The following is a 694-nucleotide window of genomic DNA, read 5'->3' on the forward strand; positions in this document are numbered from 1 at the left end:
CTGCGCCCGCAGCGCCTCGCCGGGAACCGGCGGCACATGGCTGTGCAGGCGCGAGAACTCGGCCACCCAGTCCGGGCCCAGCAGGTCGCCGCGACCGGCCAGGATCTGGCCCAGCTTGACAAAGGTCGGGCCCAGCTCCTCGAACGCCAGACGCACCTGCACCGGTGGCTCGAGCCGCGCCAGCTCGTCGGCCTGCGGGTGGTGAAGCACCTGCCCCGCACGCGCCAGCGCATCGGCAAGGCCGAGGCGCCGCACCAGGTCGCCCAGGCCGTGCCGAAGCAGGACGGCGGCGATCTCCTGCACACGGCCGAGGTCACGGGCAGTGGACAGCGCTTCGATCAGCATCCGCCGAGTATCGCGTGGCAAGCCGGCCGAGGACGGGCACGGCCGGCTGGCGCGGCCGGGCGACTACACTGCATGCGATGCTGGATGTTCATACAGATCGCGCAGGCTCGTTGCCCCCACGCCTGCCGCTGGACCCCGCCCAGCAGGCCGTCGTCGACCATGGCGACGGGCCGCTGCTGGTGGTGGCGGGGGCGGGGTCCGGCAAGACCCTGGCGCTGGCCTCGCGGGCCGCCCGCCTGCTGGCGCAGGGGACATCTCCGGAGCGGCTGCTGCTCATCACCTTCTCGCGCCGTGCCGCCGCCGAGCTGGGCCGTCGCAGCGGGCGACTGCTGCACGAGGCGCTCGGGCT

Annotated in this window: 2 protein-coding genes; one reads left to right on the plus strand and one right to left on the minus strand. The window is 74.1% G+C overall.

Annotated features, from left to right (window positions below):
• A partial coding sequence (locus tag JNK74_28940; GenBank protein MBL7650208.1) for a ubiquinone biosynthesis protein UbiB occupies positions 1-345 on the minus strand: 345 nt, incomplete at its 3' end.
• Positions 346-422: 77 nt separating this feature from the next.
• On the opposite strand from JNK74_28940, the gene JNK74_28945 reads away from it, so the two are divergent.
• Positions 423-694 (plus strand): UvrD-helicase domain-containing protein (locus tag JNK74_28945; protein ID MBL7650209.1); only part of this gene is annotated, 272 nt, incomplete at its 3' end.

It is taken from the genome of Candidatus Hydrogenedentota bacterium (genome assembly GCA_016791475.1).
Classification (GTDB): Bacteria; Hydrogenedentota; Hydrogenedentia; order Hydrogenedentales; family JAEUWI01; genus JAEUWI01.